General features: G+C 61.5%; 16 protein-coding genes and 1 tRNA gene. 9 read left to right on the plus strand and 8 right to left on the minus strand.

Going from position 1 to position 15,819, the window contains the following annotated elements; all coding sequences use genetic code 11:
• Positions 1-55 precede the first annotated feature (55 nt).
• The 6 genes from OVA07_RS05470 to OVA07_RS05495 all read right to left on the minus strand — a co-directional run bounded on the left by OVA07_RS05470 (position 56) and on the right by OVA07_RS05495 (position 6,642).
• Positions 56-934: an HpcH/HpaI aldolase/citrate lyase family protein gene (locus OVA07_RS05470; RefSeq protein WP_442789664.1), complete on the minus strand. Its 879-nt coding sequence runs from the start codon at positions 932-934 to the stop codon at positions 56-58.
• Entirely contained in the window at positions 928-2,208 is a 1,281-nt protein-coding gene (locus OVA07_RS05475) for an MFS transporter (protein WP_268170463.1), read from the minus strand. Before OVA07_RS05475 ends, OVA07_RS05470 begins: the two co-directional genes overlap by 7 nt.
• A 20-nt stretch (positions 2,209-2,228) precedes the next feature.
• The gene (locus OVA07_RS05480; RefSeq protein ID WP_268170464.1) at positions 2,229-2,657 is read right to left on the minus strand and encodes a DUF2141 domain-containing protein; all 429 of its coding nucleotides are present in this window, start codon (positions 2,655-2,657) and stop codon (positions 2,229-2,231) included.
• Positions 2,654-3,376: a sterol desaturase family protein gene (locus tag OVA07_RS05485; RefSeq protein WP_268170465.1), complete on the minus strand. Its 723-nt coding sequence runs from the start codon at positions 3,374-3,376 to the stop codon at positions 2,654-2,656. Before OVA07_RS05485 ends, OVA07_RS05480 begins: the two co-directional genes overlap by 4 nt.
• Positions 3,377-3,482: 106 nt before the next feature.
• Positions 3,483-4,994 carry a DEAD/DEAH box helicase gene (locus OVA07_RS05490; RefSeq protein WP_268170466.1) on the minus strand — a complete coding sequence of 504 codons (1,512 nt, stop codon included), beginning with the start codon at positions 4,992-4,994 and terminating at the stop codon, positions 3,483-3,485.
• 316 nt (positions 4,995-5,310) lie between these two features.
• On the minus strand, positions 5,311-6,642 hold the full coding sequence (locus OVA07_RS05495) for an alginate export family protein (protein WP_268170467.1): 1,332 nt from the start codon (positions 6,640-6,642) through the stop codon (positions 5,311-5,313).
• A gap of 286 nt (positions 6,643-6,928) precedes the next feature.
• Between OVA07_RS05495 and OVA07_RS05500 the strand changes: the two genes are divergently transcribed.
• Together OVA07_RS05500 and OVA07_RS05505 are read left to right on the plus strand one after the other, a co-directional pair.
• Positions 6,929-7,504: a TMEM165/GDT1 family protein gene (locus tag OVA07_RS05500; protein WP_268172614.1), complete on the plus strand. Its 576-nt coding sequence runs from the start codon at positions 6,929-6,931 to the stop codon at positions 7,502-7,504.
• 40 nt (positions 7,505-7,544) lie between these two features.
• Positions 7,545-8,039, plus strand: coding sequence for an MmcB family DNA repair protein (locus tag OVA07_RS05505; protein WP_268170468.1), 495 nt, complete (start codon positions 7,545-7,547; stop codon positions 8,037-8,039).
• A gap of 13 nt (positions 8,040-8,052) precedes the next feature.
• On the opposite strand, the gene OVA07_RS05510 is transcribed toward OVA07_RS05505, so the two are convergent.
• The gene (locus OVA07_RS05510) at positions 8,053-8,511 is read right to left on the minus strand and encodes a hypothetical protein (protein WP_268170469.1); all 459 of its coding nucleotides are present in this window, start codon (positions 8,509-8,511) and stop codon (positions 8,053-8,055) included.
• 152 nt (positions 8,512-8,663) lie between these two features.
• On the opposite strand from OVA07_RS05510, the gene OVA07_RS05515 reads away from it, so the two are divergent.
• From OVA07_RS05515 to OVA07_RS05545, 7 genes are all read left to right on the plus strand, one after another.
• A tRNA-Arg gene (locus tag OVA07_RS05515) sits at positions 8,664-8,740 on the plus strand.
• Positions 8,741-8,796: 56 nt separating this feature from the next.
• Positions 8,797-9,765: a bile acid:sodium symporter family protein gene (locus OVA07_RS05520; protein WP_268170470.1), complete on the plus strand. Its 969-nt coding sequence runs from the start codon at positions 8,797-8,799 to the stop codon at positions 9,763-9,765.
• 60 nt (positions 9,766-9,825) lie between these two features.
• Complete coding sequence (locus OVA07_RS05525) at positions 9,826-10,221, plus strand: cupin domain-containing protein (protein ID WP_268170471.1); 396 nt, start codon at positions 9,826-9,828, stop codon at positions 10,219-10,221.
• Positions 10,222-10,435: 214 nt separating this feature from the next.
• Positions 10,436-12,676, plus strand: coding sequence for a catalase/peroxidase HPI (gene katG / locus OVA07_RS05530; RefSeq protein ID WP_268170472.1), 2,241 nt, complete (start codon positions 10,436-10,438; stop codon positions 12,674-12,676).
• Positions 12,677-12,886: 210 nt separating this feature from the next.
• Complete coding sequence (locus tag OVA07_RS05535) at positions 12,887-13,234, plus strand: rhodanese-like domain-containing protein (protein ID WP_268170473.1); 348 nt, start codon at positions 12,887-12,889, stop codon at positions 13,232-13,234.
• 80 nt (positions 13,235-13,314) lie between these two features.
• Entirely contained in the window at positions 13,315-13,623 is a 309-nt protein-coding gene (locus OVA07_RS05540; protein WP_268170474.1) for an ArsR/SmtB family transcription factor, read from the plus strand.
• Between the two features lie 72 nt (positions 13,624-13,695).
• Positions 13,696-14,385, plus strand: a complete 690-nt coding sequence (locus OVA07_RS05545; protein WP_268170475.1) for a pentapeptide repeat-containing protein — start codon at positions 13,696-13,698, stop codon at positions 14,383-14,385.
• Positions 14,386-14,528: 143 nt separating this feature from the next.
• Here OVA07_RS05545 and OVA07_RS05550 read toward each other — a convergent pair whose 3' ends face one another.
• Positions 14,529-15,785, minus strand: a complete 1,257-nt coding sequence (locus OVA07_RS05550) for an aspartate kinase (protein ID WP_442789620.1) — start codon at positions 15,783-15,785, stop codon at positions 14,529-14,531.
• Positions 15,786-15,819 lie beyond the last annotated feature (34 nt).

The raw sequence follows: 15,819 nt of genomic DNA on the forward strand, positions 1-15,819 counted from the left end.
TGTGAAAAAGTGCTTAAGTTGCGCCAGTTGAGCTACGGTGCAGCGCGCCGTGGTTTCAGCGTGTTGCGATGGCTGCCGCTTTTGCCAAAAGCCGCTCAGCCTGCGCCAGATGCAGCAGTTCCGCCATTTTTCCGTTTACTCGCAATGCGCCCTTTCCGGCATTCGCGGGATCGGCAAAGGCTGTAACAATTGCCTCCGCATCGGCGATATCGCGTATGGTGGGGGCAAAGACGCGGTTGCACGCATCAAGTTGTGCGGGGTGAATCAAGGTCTTGCCATCGAAACCCGAATCACGCGCCTGGACGCATTCGGCCTCAAGCATGGCTTGATCGTCTATCGCGTTGCATACCCCGTCCAGAATGATGATGCCGTGGGCGCGCGCGGCCAGAACTGCCATGGTCAGCACCGGCACAAAGGCGGCGCGGCCCGGCAACTGGGCAATGCCACTGTCCTTGGCCAGATCGTTAAGGCCCAGCACGAAGCCTGCGAGCCGGGTGGTCGCGGCGGTGGCGGCGATGCGTTCCAGCGCCAGCACCGCGCGCGGAGTTTCGATCATCACCCACAGGGCGACATCTGCTGAAAATCCAGCCTGATCCATCGCGCGCGACAGGGCTTCGATATCGGCGGCATCATCCACCTTGGGGGCAAGGATCGCCTCTACCGGTGCGGCGGCCAGCGCGGTGATATCGTCATAGCCCCATGGCGTGGACAGGGCATTGATCCGGGCGATCAGGCGGCGATGGCCAAAGCCGCCGGTCTGTGCCTCTGTCACCAGTGCGATGCGGGCGTCGGCCTTGGCTTCGGGGGCAACGGCATCTTCAAGGTCCAGCGCCACCGCATCGCAATCAAGGCTGCGGGCCTTGGCCATGGCCCGCGCATTGCTGGCGGGCATGTACAGGACAGAACGAAGCGGGCGGTTGTCTACAGTCACGATTTGCTCTCCGGCACGATATCAAGGCGGCCTTCTTCGCGCGTTGGCATGGGCGCGACGAAATGCAAGATCAGCGTTGCGGCAAGCCACGCTGCGGCCATGTTCAGCGCAAGACCGAGGCCCGCCATGTCGGCCAAAAGGCCCCATATCCACGCACCCACGGCCATGCTGCCAAAGGTGACCGCCTGATACATCGACAGGCAGCGGCCAAGAATGTCTTCGGGGCTGCGCAACTGCATGGCCACGTTCAGGCTGGTCATCGCGCTGACCCAGCCCATACCGCCGATGAACGCAGCCGGGATGGCCGAAACAGGCGTTGTTGCCAGTGCCAGCCCGACAAGGCCGACGATCATCAGCACGGTTGCACCCACCACCACCGGTTCGCTGCCAAAGCGGCGGCGCAAATGTGAAACGCGCAGCGCGGCAAGGATGGAGCCAAGACCGAACCCGCCCAGCATCAGGCCATAGTCGATCTCAGTGCCCAACAGCCGGTCCTTGGCCACGCTGGGCAGAAGCGCCTGAAGTGCCGCCGCGCCCGTGCCCAAAACCAGTCCGCGCAGCAGGACTTTGCGGATGGGCGATGATGACGCACAAAAGCGGATGCCGCGTCCGATGGCGGCCAGCATCGGTTCCTTGCGCGGCGGCGTGGCATCGGGTTTCCACATTGCCAGCACCACGATCATGCCAAGGTAGCTGACTGCATTGATCGCAAAGGCAAGACTGGTGTCCCACAGCGAAATCAGCACCCCGCCCACAGCCGGGCCGACGCTGCGCGCAAGGTTCATCGATACGGCATTCAACGATACGGCGTGGGGCAGATCGGCCTTGCCCACCTGCATCCGCACCGATGCCTGCCATGCAGGGCCGTTCAGCGCGGTGCCCATGCCGACCAGCAGCGTCAGCGCCAGCAGCGACCATGGTCCGATGTTCCCGCTGTATGACAGGGCGGCCAGCGCGGCGGAGACGATGAGCATTCCGGTCTGCGCGGCCAGCATCACCCGGCGACGGTCGAAATTGTCGGCAATGGCGCCTGCAAACATGCCCAGCAGCAGAATGGGAATGGTCGCCGATGCCTGAACCAATGCCACCAGCAGGTGTGATGTGGTGAGTTCCGTCATCAGCCATGCCGCGCCGACAGACTGGATCATCGATCCGATGTTGGAGGCCAGATTGGCTGTCCAGATGGCGCGGAAGGCCGGATAACGGAACGGAGCAAGGGCGCTGCCCGGTTTTGGGCCCGGCTTTGCGGCCGGAATAGGAGAGGCGGTATCGGGCACGAGCAACGGCAAACCTTACGTTACATATAGCGAACCTTCATCGACATCCTCACCGGCTTGCCCGCCGTTACATCGAACGCGGCCGCCTCAAACTTTGGCGGAGCCATCCTGACCGGGGCGTCGCGCGAAAAGCCGAAGCCCTCTTTGGGGAGGAACAGCGTCTTGTCCATCTTCTTGTTGCCGTTTTCATCATGCAGCAAAACAATGGCATAGCGCCCGGCTGGAACATCCCGCAGCACGAGCGTTGAAGCCGCACCTGCATTGGCAGACGCGACGAAACGTCTGGCATCCTTTCCGCAACCTTCCGGGAAAGCCTTGATATTGGCGGTCATGCAAAGATGCACCAGACCCTTGGCATTGCGCAGGCCTGATATGTCGACGGTGACAGTGGTTGTGGACGGAGCATTGCCCAGCAGGACAAGTGGCAGCAGCAGGAAGGCGCGTTTCACGGGGCGGACAGTCCCTTGTCAGTGCCGCAAAGCCGGTCCCAGAAGCGGAAATACAGGCCGTAGTTGCAGCGATAAAGTTCGTGGTGACGATGGTGGTGGCTGGCAGTTATCAGCCACTTGCCTGCTGTGGAATGAACGAGCCAACGCGGAAACATCTCCCACCCCATATGATTGGTCACACCCATCACGGTCATAATCACCAGGATCGTGCCCAGCATGGCGATGTGGATCGGGATGACGAACACCAGCGCTGGGATCAGCAGCGATACCACTGCGGCTTCGACCGGGTGAAAGTTCATGGCCGCCCATGCGGTGGGCGGACGGCTGGCATGGTGGATGGCGTGAATGGCGCGAAACACCGCCGGGCGGTGCATCCAGCGGTGGGTCCAGTAAAACCATGTGTCGTGGACGATAAGGTATGTCAGCAGTGACAGCGGCATCCACCACAGTGGATAGGCGGCAAGGTCGGTGTATATCCGTGTCCAGCCGCGCTGCTGCCAGCCCCATGCGACAATGCCGGCCGGGACGCCGTAGATAGCGGCGGTGGCAAGGCTCCACCCAATTTCAGAGCGGATCTGGCGTTCCAGCCCGCGATAGTGGCCGGGCCGCACTTTGCGCGTGGCCCATGCAAACAGGCCGCTGGTGGCAAGATAGCGCAACGCGACGATCACCGTCATCGCGATTGCAGAAAATGTGGCCGAGGCCAGCGCGCCGTTCATCCAGACGCTATGCCAAAATTGAAGCTTTGGGCCAAGGTTTAACGCCCGTGCCCAGCTTTGGTGTGACGGACAGCCCTGCCATTGCGCAGGGCTGTCCATCCCAAAATCAGCTTACGCGCTGCACCTTGTGCTTGTGCGCGCCAACGCCGGGGGCACCGCGCGAACGGAAGCTGCGCGGACGGCTGTAATCACGCTCGCCTGTTGCCGCTTCACCGTCGCGGCGGTCCTGCTGCACGGGGTTGCGCACCGGGCCGCGTTCGGCGCGTTCGCCTTCACGTCGGTCCTGTCGGGCGCTGGTGTCGCGCGGGCGACCGTCACGGCCCTGCGCGCGGCCACCATGGTTCTGATCGCGGTTCTGGCCACCACGGCCATTGCGTTGGCCACCACGCGGCTGTCCTTCGCGAAAGTCGCGGCGCTGGCCTTCTTCTTCGGCAGGCTTGCGGGTGGGGGCAGGCAGACGCGCGGCTTCGGTCAGGAAGTTTTCAGGCAGGGCCATCGTGTCGACCTTGATCTTTGTCAGGCGTTCGATGTCCTTCAGGTAAGGCTTTTCGTCGGGCGCGCAGAAGCTGATCGCGATGCCGTCTGCGCCAGCGCGCGCGGTGCGGCCGATGCGGTGGACATACTGTTCCGGCACATTGGGCAGTTCGAAGTTGAAGACGTGGGAAACGCCCGAAACGTCGATACCGCGTGCGGCGATGTCGGTTGCCACCAGCACCGGGCACGAACCCTGACGGAACGCTTCCAGCGCGGCGGTGCGCTGGGCCTGGCTCTTGTTGCCGTGGATGGCGCGGGCGTCGATCCCGGCGGACGAAAGGTGGCGCACAACGCGGTCAGCGCCATGCTTGGTGCGGGTGAACACCAGCGCGCGGTCCAGCGTCTTTTCCTTCAGCAGGTCACGGATGCGCAGGGTCAGCAGTGCCTGCTTTTCAGCCTGATTGATGAAGGTGACATACTGTTCGACACGTTCAGCCGTGGTCGAATTGGGAGCGACTTCGACGCGCACCGGGTTGACGATGAACTGCTTGCCCAGATCCTCGATCGCCTTGGGCATCGTGGCCGAGAAGAACAGGCTCTGCCGCGTCTTGGGCAGCAGGTTGGCCACGCGCTTCAGCGCATGGATAAAGCCAAGATCCATCATCTGGTCGGCTTCATCCAGCACGAAGATTTCGGTGCGGCCCAGCGTCAGCGCGCGGTTGTCGATCAGGTCGAGCAGGCGGCCCGGCGTGGCGACCAGAATGTCGACGCCCGGCACCAGACGGCGCGCTTGCTTGCCGATGGGCACGCCACCGAACACGCAGTCGACCGACATGCGCAAGTTCTTGGCATAGCCGCGCATGTTGTCGGCAATCTGTGCGGCCAGTTCGCGCGTTGGTGACAGCACCAGCATGCGGCACGATGCGGGCTTGCGGTCAATCGGGTTGGCCGCAAGGCGGTGCAGCGAAGGCAGCGAGAACGCGGCGGTCTTGCCGGTGCCGGTTTGGGCGATACCCAGAAGATCGCGGCCTTCGAGCAGCGCAGGAATGGCTTGGCGCTGGATCGGCGTGGGGTCGTTGTAGCCCTTGGTTTCGAGGGCACGGAGAATGGGTTCGGCAAGGCCGAGTTCAGCAAAAAAAGACATGAAAATGCTTTCATAAGCCCATCGGCAACTGCCGACGTGCATGTTGAGTTCGCGTTACGCGACACCGGTAATTCGGCGCGCGGGGTCGACGGTGCGACCCATGCGTGAAAGGGGAAGCGGGCGGGGCAATGACCGTTCATCCGGGGCGGATTCTTAGCGATTTTACGCCGAATCTCACGCCAGCACCCGGATTGCAGCGCATAGCACTGCCGGTATTGCTGCGTTGCACATAGGCACGGCTTTCGCAAAAAGCAAGAATATTCGGGAAGGCAGGTGGCTATGCCAGAGTCAAAGTCGCCCCAAATCGGAAATGATGTCAAAGCGTCAGCAGCAGGTCCACATAGCCATAGCGGGTGTTGCCGCTGGCAGGTGCATTGGCGGCATCACGCAACAGGCCCCGCTTCAACAGCATCGCTCCGCCAACGTCGATCTGCAGATGGCCCGGCATGATCCAGTGCCGCACCCGCGCTTCAACCTGATGTCCGGCCAGCGTTCCGGCAGCGTCGCTGGCATCGCGTACGCCGGTGGCGGCAAAAGTGTCCGCCTGGTTTTCTGCCCAGGCGCTGCGCCACGCGACAAAGGCATCGGTGCGCTTGGTCGGAGTCACCTCAAGCCGCAGTGACGGCGAGATCATGTTGGCGCGGGCGAATGGTCCATAAAGCCCGTTTGGGCCAAATTCGAAGCGGCGGGCACCATACAGCGTGTCGAAGCGCGAATATTTGCCTGCCTTGCCGCCATCGCCGCTGGCCGCATCGAACAGCACAGCAAGCCGCGGCTTCCACGATGCGGACAGCGTTTTGCCCAGTTCTGCGTGGAGGAACCATGCCGCCACATCCAGATCGGCGCGGTCGCTGGCCGCGGTGGTACGGCGCGCTTTGCCGCCTTGCACCGTGGCTTCGATGTCATGGTCCCACGTGCCCGCTTTGGGCTGTTTGAACAGGCGCGCACCCACCGTCCACAACCGGCGATTGCGCGTGGCAAGCGCGGGGCTGTCACGTTCGGTCAGGCCATAGGCATAAGGTTGGAGCACCCCGCCTGCCACGCTGGGAAGCGTTGCCTGCGCGCCAAAGAATAGCACATCGGTGCTTTCACGGTCCCACTGCACCCGGTCTGACCGAATGCCGTCTGAATCGGACGGCAGGCGGGTGTGCGGCATGGTCAGCAAGGCATCCAGCCGTCGCCCGCCGCTGCCCACCAGCGCCAGATGCGCGCCGGTAAAGGCATTGGTCGTGTTGCGAAAACGCTGGCGCGACACCAGTCGCCGTCCAGCCAGATCGAGTGTGAAACGGCCCAGCGTCAGCAAGCTTTTCGCGCCCAGCTCAATCTTTACATTGGCCTGCACCAGTTCCAGCGCGTTGACTTCGCTGGTTCCTGCTGAAGAGCTGCGGTCCTGTCCCCAACTGCGCGCGTCCCACAATTCGCCGCCGAAACGCACCGGGCCTGCATCATATTCGGCATCGACCGCGGTTTTCAGGGAAACCATGGTGTCGTTTGCAGGGCCTGTAGCGCGGAACTGGCCCGAAATGGATTCGGTGCGCAGCCTTACGGTTGCACCAATGGTCAGCGGGTTTGCGGCTTCATCCGCGGCTTGGGCCAGATTCGGCCACAGACCGAGCGCAATGATTGCGATGGCTGTGTGCGTCTTCATCCGGTTTCCCCTCTCGCGCCCGTGGTCGGGAAGCGCGCGGTGCCTAGCGCGCTCTTGCGGCGAAGGCCAGATGTGGCTATCGAAAGGCCCAAGTCACTTGGGGAGTAGCCACCGCGTATCCACGCGGACCTCAGCGTCAACATGCTTGGTCGAGAGACCATGGCGCAGGCGACGGAACGTAAAGGTTCCATCGGGCGAGACCAATGACGGCAACTTTTGCGTCCGGGCCGGGCGGAGAGGTTTGTCGTCGTTGGCAACAACGCTCCGCCCGGCCCCGGAAATCATCATGTTCGAAGCCTTCACCACTTCCACCGCGATTGTCGCGCTGGCCGAAATTGGCGACAAAACACAACTGCTGGCCATCATTCTGGCAACGCGGTTCAAACGGCCCTGGCCGATCGTCTGGGGCATTCTGGCGGCAACGCTGGCAAATCACTTTCTTGCGGCCCTGTTGGGGGCAACGGCGGCGGCATTTCTGGACGGCATGTGGTTCCGCTTCGCCGTTGCGGTGGGCTTTGTCGCCATGGGTTTGTGGACGCTGGTGCCAGACAAGATGGACGATGACGAAGCACCCAAACCGTCGCGCTATGGTGCTTTCCTGACCACGCTGGTCGCGTTCTTCATCGTTGAAATGGGCGACAAGACGCAGATCGCCACTATCGCGTTGGGCGCGCGTTTCAATGACGCGCTGACAGTGACTGCGGGCACAACGCTGGGCATGATGCTCGCCAACGTGCCCGCCGTGTTTTTCGGCAACGAACTTATCAAGCGCGTGCCGCTGGATATCGTGCGCATGATCGCGGCGGCCCTGCTGGTGGCGACCGGCGTGTGGCTGTTCATCCAAACGCTAGGTATCTGGTAAGGCTCTTTACCTGTTCGATGTTTGTTCTTAGGTTGGCTGCATGATCGAATCGCCGCCAGTCACCTTGGAACCCGCCATTGCCGAACGTGAAGCGCGGGCCGTCGCGCGCGGCATTTGCCGCCTGTTCGCGCGCAACGATATCTGGTGCCTGCCTGAAATGCCGCTGCGTTCGGGCCGCCGGGCCGACCTTATGGGCATCGACGCCAAAGGGCAGGTGGTGATTGTCGAAATCAAGGTGTCGCGGGCTGATCTTCTGGGGGATGCCAAGTGGACCGATTATCTCGACCATTGCGACCGGTTCTACTGGGGGCTGGCCCCGCATCTTGACCGGGCGGTGCTAGAAACCGAAGACTTTCTGCCCCACTCATGCGGGGTGATCGTGGCCGATGGCTATGACGCCGAAATCCTGCGATCCGCGCCCACTGTGCCGCTGGTTGCAGCGCGCCGCAAGGCTGAGGTTGAACGGTTGGCCCGCGCATCATTGCGGCGGCAACTAGTGGGCATTGATCCGTACTGTGCCGCCTGGGGCGGGTAGGGCGCAGGAACGATCAGGGCCTGCGTCTGTCACCGGCAGGCGGGATCAGCGGCGGAATCAGTGTCAGCAGCGCAGTGCGTGCGGCGATGAACTCCTGCCACAATGCCAGCGCGGCAGGTGCGGGTGAGCGTCCGCGTGTTGAAACCGCCAACAGTGCGGCCAGCCCTGCTTCCATGACCGCAGCAAGATCTTCCACGCCCTGCTGTGCCAGTTCGTACCGCAAACCGCCCGTGTCGCGCATGATGGCAGGGAAGTTGCGGACTTCGGGTCGTTGCTGTTCTGCTTTTGCACCGGCCAGGGTCGATACAACGTCGGCGGCTTCATGCAGTGCGGCCCACTTCATCGACAGGGCCGTGCTGGCGGCGCGTTCTGCACCAAGCCGCGCGAAATCCGCATTGCGGCGGCTTTCGGCAGATTTTGCTCGCGCTTGGCTGGTGCTGGAATCGGGATCGGTCTGGCGGAAACGCTGCATGGTGCATGCGCTATCGGCATAGGCCTACCAAATCCCTAAATCGGCGATGTCAGCGCCTGAATAGTGTCAGAAAATTCCACCTGAAAATTACAGGTCCAACAAAAATACTGGCAACCGTGTCGGTGCGCTGCTAGGTGCCCGTTCGGTCCAAGGCACCCGTAGCTCAGCTGGATAGAGCGCTGCCCTCCGAAGGCAGAGGTCACAGGTTCGAATCCTGTCGGGTGCACCATTCTTGCCGGACCATTCCCACGGACATTCCATTTTTGCCGGTGTGGAGGCGTTTGTATGATCCGGCGCATTATCGGGCTGCTTGATCCTTTCCTGATGGCCTTGCTGGCCACCATGCTGCTGGCCACATTCCTGCCTGCGCGGGGCGACTGGGCGCTGGCGGTTGAACGCGCAGCTGATGCGGGCATCGTGCTGCTGTTCTTCCTGCACGGGGCCAAACTGTCGCGCGAAGCGATTGTTGAAGGTGCGCGCAACTGGCGGCTGCATCTGGCGGTGCTGGCGGTGACGTTCGTTGCGTTTCCGCTGTTGGGACTGGGCGCTCAGGCCATGGTTCCGGGCGAATTTGCGGCCGGACTGCTGTTCCTGACCCTGCTGCCATCAACGGTGCAATCTTCCATCGCGTTTACCGCTGTGGCGCGTGGCAACGTGGCGGGGGCGGTCTGTGCGGCGTCGTTTTCAAACCTTGCCGGCATTTTCCTGACGCCCGCGCTGGTCGCCCTGTTGATGGGCGGAGCAACTGGCGGGTTTTCGTGGGGTTCGGCAGAGGCGATCGTGCTGCAACTGTTGCTGCCGTTCGTGGCCGGGCACATGCTGCGCCGGTGGATCGGTGGGGTCGTGGCGCGGAACAAGGCATGGATTGGCAAAGTTGATCGCGGCTCGATTCTGCTGGTGGTCTATTCGGCTTTCGGCGCGGCAGTGGTCGAAGGCTTGTGGCAAAAGGTCGCGCCGCACAGCCTTTTGGTGCTGATCGCGCTGTGCCTTGCCTTGCTGGGCGCAGTGTTGGGCCTGACCACGCTGCTGGCCCGCACGATGGGGCTTTCGCGCGGCGATGCTACTGTGCTGCTGTTTTGCGGTTCGAAGAAAAGCCTGGCGTCCGGCGTGCCAATGGCGGGGGTGCTTTTTCCGGCGGCGCAAGTCGGCGTAGTGCTGCTGCCGGTGATGGTTTTCCACCAGTTGCAGCTTGTCGCTTGCGCGCTGATCGCGCCGCGTCTTGCCGCCCGTGCTGAATCTGCGCAAGAGGTTTGAAGCCGCCGGCCACAGCCCCTATCTAAGACTGGGAATCAGCCATCGAAAGGGGCCTGCGCCGTGAAGGGTTTTGTCGACAACATCGAAAAACTGACCGAGGAAAACGACGATTTCCGCCGGGTGCTATACACCGGGCATAACCTGCAGCTGGTGTTGATGACGATCCAGCCGGGCGATGAGATCGGCGCAGAAGTGCATGATGATCGTGACCAGTTCTTCCGCATCGAAGCCGGTGAGGGCGAAGTGTGGATCGACGATGTGTGCCACAAGGTGAAGGCCGATGATGGCGTGATCGTGCCGCAGGGTGCCAAGCACAATGTCGTCAGCACTGGCAGCGAGCCGCTGCGCCTTTACACCATTTATGGCCCACCCGAACACATCGACGGTACCGTCCACAAGACCAGCGCCGATGCAGAAGCGGCCCATGAACATTTTGACGGAAAGACAACGGAATAGGCGAAAGTCTGCCACCGGCAGCCGTGCCTGGACACAGGCACCGGTGGCGCAATTGTGTCGAAATGTTGATGAAAAGGCTGCCTGTTAAACGATTTTAGCGATTACTGTGACGCGGTAATCCCGTTGGGCACGCCATCGTGAGGGGCGTAGCTTCCTGCTGACCAAGCCCGGACAAGCGTCGGGCGCAAGGTCGCAACAGGAGGAGAGCTTTCTCATGACATTCCGCAACATCGCCATGGCCGCGCTTATGACGGCGGCATCCACGGTGGCGCTGGCAGGCACTGCACAGGCAGAAGCCGCCAAGGCGCAAACCGCCTCGCCCACCGTCACCGAAGTCCCTGCCGCCAAGGAATGGTGGCCCAAAAGCGTCGATCTTGCCGCGCTGCGCCAAAATGAAGCGCAATCAAATCCTTATGGTCCCGATTTCGACTATGCCAAGGAGTTCGCCTCGCTCGATCTCGATGCGGTCAAGGCCGACATCCGCAAGGTTCTCACCACCTCGCAGTCTTGGTGGCCCGCCGATTATGGCCACTACGGCCCGTTCTTCATCCGTATGGCGTGGCACAGCGCAGGCACCTATCGCACAGGCGACGGACGCGGTGGTTCCGATGGCGGTGAACAGCGCTTCGAACCGCTCAATTCCTGGCCTGATAACGTCAGCCTCGACAAGGCGCGCCGTCTCGTCTGGCCGGTGAAGCAGAAGTATGGCCGCAAGCTTTCATGGGGCGATCTGATGGTGCTGGCAGGCAACGTTGGCATGGAAGACATGGGCTTCAAGACGCTGGGCTTTGCGGGGGGCCGTGTCGATGCGTTCCAGCCCGATCTGGTGTTCTGGGGACCGGAAGCCAAGATGCTGGACGACAAGCGCCGTGACGCGAAAGGCAATCTCAAAGGCGGGCTTGCCGCCACGCAGATGGGCCTGATTTATGTGAATCCCGAAGGTCCGGGCGGCGTACCCGATCCGTTGGCCGCTGCTGCCGATATCCGCAGGGCTTTTGGCGCGATGGCCATGGCCGATGATGAAACCGCCGCGCTGATTGCCGGCGGCCACACCTTTGGCAAAGCGCACGGCGCGCACAAGCCGGAAGAATGCCTTGCCGGTGATCCGGGCATGGGCAAGATCGAACAGCAGGGCCTTGGCTGGGCCAATAAGTGCGGCAAAGGGCATTCCGAAGATACTATCACCAGCGGCCTTGAAGGCGCGTGGTCGGCCAATCCGGTGGCATTTACCACGCAGTATCTCGACAATCTTTATGGCTTTGAATGGGTCAAGACCAAAAGCCCGGCTGGCGCAACGCAGTGGATTCCCAAGGATCCGTCGGCAGCAACGCTGGTGCCCGATGCACACCGTCCAGATGTGCGCCACGCGCCGATCATGTTCACCACCGATATTGCGCTCAAGGAAGATCCCGGCTTCCGCAAGATCACGCAAGGCTGGCAAAAGGACCCCGAAGCCTTCTCTGATGCCTTTGCCCGTGCATGGTTCAAGCTGACGCACCGCGATATGGGGCCGCAGGCACGCTATCTGGGCAAGGATGCGCCCAAGGTCAGCTTCACCTGGCAAGACCCGCTGCCCAAGGCGACCTATGCACCGGTCGATGCCGCTGATATCGCCAGCCTGAAAGGCAGGATTCAGGCAGCAGGACTGACCACGCCCGAACTGGTGCGCACGGCATGGGCAGCCGCGTCCACTTTCCGTGCGACGGACATGCGCGGCGGGGCAAATGGTGGCCGCATCCGGCTGGAGCCGCAGAAGAACTGGGCGGTGAATGATCCGGCGGAACTGACCAAAGTTCTGGGCAGACTGGAAGCGATCCGTGCCGAATTCAACAAGGGTGCCAAGGGCAAGCAGGTCAGCCTGGCTGATCTGGTCGTGCTGGCTGGCAATGTCGGGGTGGAACAGGCGGTGAAGGCCGCAGGCAGCGACGTTGCGGTGCCGTTCAAACCGGGCAGGGTCGATGCCACGCAGGCGCAGACCGATGTGGAATCGTTCAACTATCTGAAGCCCAAGGCCGATGGTTTCCGCAACTATTACAGCGCTGAAGCCGATCTTGCCCCAGTTGAGGCGCTGGTCGACAAGGCCGACATGCTGGATCTGACCGTGCCGGAAATGACTGTTCTGGTGGGGGGCATGCGGGCATTGGGCGCCAATGCGGGCGGTTCCACCGCTGGCGTGTTCACTACCCGTCCGGGCGCGTTGACCAACGATTTCTTCACCAACCTGCTGACGATGGACACCGTATGGGCAAAGTCCGCTACGCTAGGCCTTTATGAAGGGAAGGACCGGGCCAGCGGCGTGGTTAAGTGGACGGCAACCCCGGTGGATCTCGTGTTCGGCTCGAACTCAGAACTGCGCGCAGTGGCTGAAGTCTATGCCTCGGCGGATGCCGGACAGAAGTTCGTGGCCGATTTCGTCGCCGCGTGGACCAAGGTAATGGATGCAGACCGTTTCTGATCCACTTGGTATGAATGCAGGCGGCGGCAGGCAGGGAACCCCCGCCTGCCGCCGCTTCGCTTTTGTCCTGTTGAATCCTGCCCAAGGCTCTGCCGGTATTATTTACATAATTATTAACTTATATAAGTAATGTGCGATATATTGCGGATGATATTCAAGCGCATGCACCCAATATCACCAAGGTGCCGCGCACAGCGAAGGGCAGATCACATGGTTTTCGAATTCGAAAAGGGCACGGGCAACTCTCCCCACATCGAAATCAGTGCAACAGAGCTGGATGCCAGGGTGCGTAGCGGTAAAGCGCTGGTCGTTGATGTGCGCGAAAGGGATGAATTTGCCGCAGGCCACATTCCCGGCGCCATCAACATGCCACTGTCCAGCTTCCAGCCGTCGGGTTTGCCTGATGCTAAAGGAAAAACCGTCGTGCTTAACTGCCTTGGCGGCAAGCGTTCAGGAATGGCCCTCGATAAATGCAGTGCGGCGCTGGCTGCTGTCGACACGCATCTTGCGGGCGGATTTGGTGCCTGGCAATCGGCAGGACTGCCGGTCGAACGATGAACCGTGGTGGACGATGCTTCGGGGCTGGCAATCTGCACCATGTGGCGCGATGATGGTCGCCTGCGTGTGGAATCCCAGCCATGAAACCGACCGACCTTTCCGAACTCAAGGCCAAAGCCGCAATCATGTCCGGGCGGCTCAAACTGATGAGTCATCCCGAACGCTTGCTGATGCTGTGCCGGATGGACGAAGGCGAAGTGTCGGTAACCGAACTTGTCGAATTGACCGGGCTGTCCCAATCATCGGTGTCGCAGCATCTTGCCATGCTGCGTGATGAAGGCGCGGTGACCATCCGCAGCAAGGCGCAGACCCGCTTTTACAGTCTAAGCGATCCGGTTGTGCGTGGCGTCATCCACGCGCTTTGCGATCTGGTTCAGGCTGTTCGATAAATCGCCTGCTGTGCGTGCAAAGAAGCGGGCTTTTCACTGTGGTTTTTCCGCCTTGTGTTCTATGCGCGGCAAATGACTGAAAATCAGAATGTCCGCACTATTTCCGATCAGACTCTCGGCCGCGAAGCAGTGATCGCGATGGTTCGCGATGGCGCGTTTCATCTGACGAATTGCGATCTCGAAGAAGCGGATCTGACCAAGCTTGACCTTTCGGGCTGGACATTCGAGCGCTGCAATCTGCGCCATGCCGATTTGTCGGGCGCGCAGCTTGCACGCACTATATGGCAGGGTTCCAAAGCGGCATTTGCCAATTTCAGCGCAGCCGATCTCAGCGAAGGGGCATTCAACGGCTGCGATCTCAACAATGCCGCGTTCCGCCGCACCGGGATTGCCTCGGCACGGTTTGCCAGCAGCCGCATGACCGGAGCGGATTTCCACCTCGCGCGTGGCATGGGCTATACGTTTGAAGAAGTCCTGCTGGTGGGTGCCCGCTTGCCCGCGCTGTCATTCCGCAAGGAAGTGCTCAAACGGCTCGATCTGTCACAGGCTGATCTGACAAAGTGCGATTTTCGTGGCGCGGTGCTTGAAGGTTGCGCCTTGCGCGAAGCCAATCTCGACGGCGCGCAATTCATGGGCGCAGACTTGCGTGGGGCAGATCTCGGCGGCCTGCGTCTTGAAGACGCCGCCGTGTTTCGCGGGGCCATCATCTCACGCGAACAGGCCGAACAATTGCTGTCGGGCTGGGGCTTGCTGATTCGCTAGGACAAGTGCTCACAACGATTTTGGGAGGGGCACTAAACCCTTCCCTATCGCCGCCCTGAACTTGGTCCGGGTTTGGATGAGTTGAATGCAAAAAACCCCGGCTTTCACCGGAGTTTTCGCATCATCACAACTGTTGGTCCTGCTTATTCGCCATCCATCTCATAGGCGGTGTGCAGCACACGCACGGCCAGTTCGGTTTCGTCTTCGTCGATCAGCACCGAAACCTTGATTTCGCTGGTGGTGATCGCCTGGATGTTGATGCCCCGGTCGGCCAACGAACGGAACATCGTGGCGGCCACGCCTGCGTGGCTGCGCATGCCAACGCCGACGACGCTGATCTTGGCGACCTTGCTGTTCGACAGCATCCGGTAATAACCGATGGTGTCCTTGCGTTCTTCCAGCAGCGCCTGCGTGCGGGCAAGGTCCGAAATCGGCACAGTGAATGTGACATCCGTCTCGCCTTTGTCCTTGGCGATATTCTGGATAATCATGTCCACGTTGATGTTCGCGGCGGCCAGCGGCCCGAAGATCGCGGCAACCGCGCCGGGACGATCGGCGATGCGCGTCAGGGTGACTTTCGCTTCGTTCTTGTCGGCAGCGATGCCGGTGATAAGCTGGCGTTCCATTTCAAGTCCTTCCAGTTCCTCGTCGCTGACGATCATAGTGCCGGGGATGGTGTCTGCGGCAGGCGCATCATCGTCGATGAAGGATGACAGCACTTGCACCCGCACGCCTTCCTTCATCGCAAGGCTGACCGAACGGGTCTGCAACACCTTCGAACCGACCGAAGCCAGTTCCAGCATTTCCTCATAGGTGACGTTCTTGAGCTTGCGGGCCTTGGCCACGATGCGCGGATCGGTGGTGTAAACACCGTCAACGTCGGTATAGATATCGCAGCGATCAGCCTTCACTGCCGCAGCTACGGCCACCGCCGACGTGTCCGAACCGCCACGGCCCAGCGTGGTCACGCGCCCGCCGGGGGTTACGCCCTGAAAACCGGGGATGACGGCAACTTCGCCTGCGCCCATGCTGGCCAGCAGTGCATCAGCATCGATATCCTCGATGCGGGCCTTGGCGTGGGCATCGTCAGTCTTGATCGGCACCTGCCAGCCCAGCCACGATCGCGCCTTGCAGCCCAGCGCCTGCAGATGCATCGCCAGAAGGCCGGACGTAATCTGTTCACCGCTGGCAACCACCACGTCATATTCCGCCGGATCATACAGCGGATTGGCCTCGCGGCAGAAGTTTACCAGACGGTCGGTTTCACCGGCCATAGCCGAAACGACCACCGCAACTTCATGCCCCGCTGCCTGCTGGCGCTGCACGATGCGCGCCACGCGGCGAATGCGCTCGGTTCCGGCCATCGACGTGCCGCCGAATTTCATCACGATGCGGGCCAAGGGCTTGCTCCCAACTTGAACACACGAAAGAATC

It is taken from the genome of Novosphingobium sp. SL115, assembly GCF_026672515.1.
In the GTDB taxonomy this organism is placed as follows: domain Bacteria; phylum Pseudomonadota; class Alphaproteobacteria; order Sphingomonadales; family Sphingomonadaceae; genus Novosphingobium.

Coding starts and splice junctions, on each gene's coding strand:
- OVA07_RS05485 (WP_268170465.1), bottom strand. CDS start 3,376: ATGAACGGCGCGCTGGCCTCGGCCACATTTTCTGCAATCGCGATGACG.
- OVA07_RS05490 (WP_268170466.1), bottom strand. CDS start 4,994: ATGTCTTTTTTTGCTGAACTCGGCCTTGCCGAACCCATTCTCCGTGCC.
- OVA07_RS05495 (WP_268170467.1), bottom strand. CDS start 6,642: ATGAAGACGCACACAGCCATCGCAATCATTGCGCTCGGTCTGTGGCCG.
- OVA07_RS05500 (WP_268172614.1), top strand. CDS start 6,929: ATGTTCGAAGCCTTCACCACTTCCACCGCGATTGTCGCGCTGGCCGAA.
- OVA07_RS05505 (WP_268170468.1), top strand. CDS start 7,545: ATGATCGAATCGCCGCCAGTCACCTTGGAACCCGCCATTGCCGAACGT.
- OVA07_RS05510 (WP_268170469.1), bottom strand. CDS start 8,511: ATGCAGCGTTTCCGCCAGACCGATCCCGATTCCAGCACCAGCCAAGCG.
- OVA07_RS05520 (WP_268170470.1), top strand. CDS start 8,797: ATGATCCGGCGCATTATCGGGCTGCTTGATCCTTTCCTGATGGCCTTG.
- katG (WP_268170472.1), top strand. CDS start 10,436: ATGACATTCCGCAACATCGCCATGGCCGCGCTTATGACGGCGGCATCC.
- OVA07_RS05535 (WP_268170473.1), top strand. CDS start 12,887: ATGGTTTTCGAATTCGAAAAGGGCACGGGCAACTCTCCCCACATCGAA.
- OVA07_RS05540 (WP_268170474.1), top strand. CDS start 13,315: ATGAAACCGACCGACCTTTCCGAACTCAAGGCCAAAGCCGCAATCATG.
- OVA07_RS05545 (WP_268170475.1), top strand. CDS start 13,696: ATGACTGAAAATCAGAATGTCCGCACTATTTCCGATCAGACTCTCGGC.